The organism is Mesorhizobium sp. M2C.T.Ca.TU.002.02.1.1 (genome assembly GCF_003997225.1).
Window position 1 is genome coordinate 1 of sequence record NZ_RZTO01001119.1, and the last position, 1,560, is coordinate 1,560.

The 1,560-nt window shown below is 64.1% G+C and carries 3 protein-coding genes; 1 reads left to right on the top strand and 2 read right to left on the bottom strand.

The window, feature by feature from the left end; translation table 11 throughout:
• Positions 1 to 82 precede the first annotated feature (82 nt).
• Positions 83 to 610, top strand: a complete 528-nt coding sequence (locus EOD07_RS33920) for a hypothetical protein (RefSeq protein WP_245470599.1) — start codon at positions 83 to 85, stop codon at positions 608 to 610.
• Between the two features lie 10 nt (positions 611 to 620).
• Here the strand turns inward: EOD07_RS33920 and EOD07_RS33925 are convergent, their stop codons facing one another.
• Positions 621 to 1,235, bottom strand: a complete 615-nt coding sequence (locus EOD07_RS33925) for an isochorismatase family cysteine hydrolase (protein WP_164772815.1) — start codon at positions 1,233 to 1,235, stop codon at positions 621 to 623.
• 16 nt (positions 1,236 to 1,251) lie between these two features.
• On the bottom strand, positions 1,252 to 1,560 hold a 309-nt coding region (gene radC / locus EOD07_RS33930), incomplete at its 5' end, for a DNA repair protein RadC (protein ID WP_127238311.1).

Below are 1,560 nucleotides of genomic sequence, written 5' to 3' on the forward strand. Positions count from 1 at the left end.
GTCTTGATGAGCCGCCGCTGGCGATACCAGCCGTTGAACATTATCTGCGTTTCATCGCATTCGCGGGTGTTTGGAGGCATTGGTGAGGCTGGGGTTCATGATGGGAGACGTGGTTGCCGCCGCGGCGCTCTTGTTTGCCGCAGCAACCGGCGCCGCGCGGGCCGAGCCGGATCTCGGCAATTGGAGCGTCGGCGCCGGCGACGATGGCCAGATCACGGCATCGCTGCATGCCAGCAACAAGCTGATCACCGGGGGCGGGGCGCTGGGCTACAGTCCGGTGCTGACCTTGGCTTGCCGGCCCGACGGCCAGCCGCGGTGGAGCGAACGGCTCCAACTCAATGACGCCGTCTCCGCCAGCCGCAAGATCACCATCTCCGTCATTGTCGATGGCGGCGGCAAAACCGATGAAAGCTGGTCGGTCGGCCCGCGCGGCAGAACGCTGGTCAGGGATGGAGACGACGGCATCAGGCGTCTGGTTTCGGCGAACCGGCTGACGCTGTCATGGCGCTTCGGCCTGCTGTCGGGGCGCGGCGAGGCCGATTTCGAGCTCGCCGGTCTCTCCGAGGCGATCGGCCAGATCGCAGCGAGCTGCAAGACCGATCCGCCTTGAAGGTTGCCGCCTAAAACAAGCCTGCCAGCTCCGCAGCCGTCATCACGCGTCCGAACACCTTGCCGATGATAGCGAGCGTGGCATTGTGCGATGCCTCGTCCAGCCCGCCATTGGCGTCGCTGACGAAAGCCACTTTGTAGTCGCGCATGAAGGCGCTGCGGGCCGTCGATTCGCAGCAGATGCTGGTCACCGTGCCGATGATGATGACGGTGTCGACCTGGCCGGCGCCGCGGATGTTGCGCAGCACCGTTTCCAGCTGGGTGTTGTGGAAAGCGTCATAGCGGTGCTTCTTGATGATCACCTCACCCGGCAAGGGAGCGAGTTCCGCGACGATCTCCGTGCCGGCGCTGCCTTCGCGCATGCCCTTGGCCTTCAGCCTTGGCTGGTAGGCGGTTTCGAGCGGCGATATGTCGAAATGGTCGCTCAAGACATGCTGCGTGTAGATCACCGGAACACCATGTGCTCGGCACAGGTCGATCACCTGCCGCATGACCGGAATGCGGTGCCGGGCCATTGCCACTTCCATCACCGCGCCTTCATCGACGAAGTCGCTCTGCATGTCGATGACCAGCAGGGCGGCGCGCGCCTTGTCGAGCGGCCACGGTTCCTTGCCGTGCAGAGACATGTCGGTTCTTCCCATTTCAGATCAGCAGCAGGCCCTTCATCGAGGCATTGCCCTTGCGACCGATGATGATGTGGTCGTGCACGGCAATGCCGAGGGGCTTCGCCGTATCGATGATCTGCTTGGTCATCTCGATGTCCGCGCGGGAGGGTGTGGGATCCCCGGAAGGGTGGTTGTGCACCAGGATGACGGCGCTGGCGGAGAGCTCGAGCGCGCGCTTCACCACCTCGCGCGGATAGACCGGCGTGTGGTCGACGGTGCCGGTCTGCTGCACCTCGTCGGCGATCAGCCCGTTCTTCTTGTCGAGGAACAGGATGCGGAACTGCTC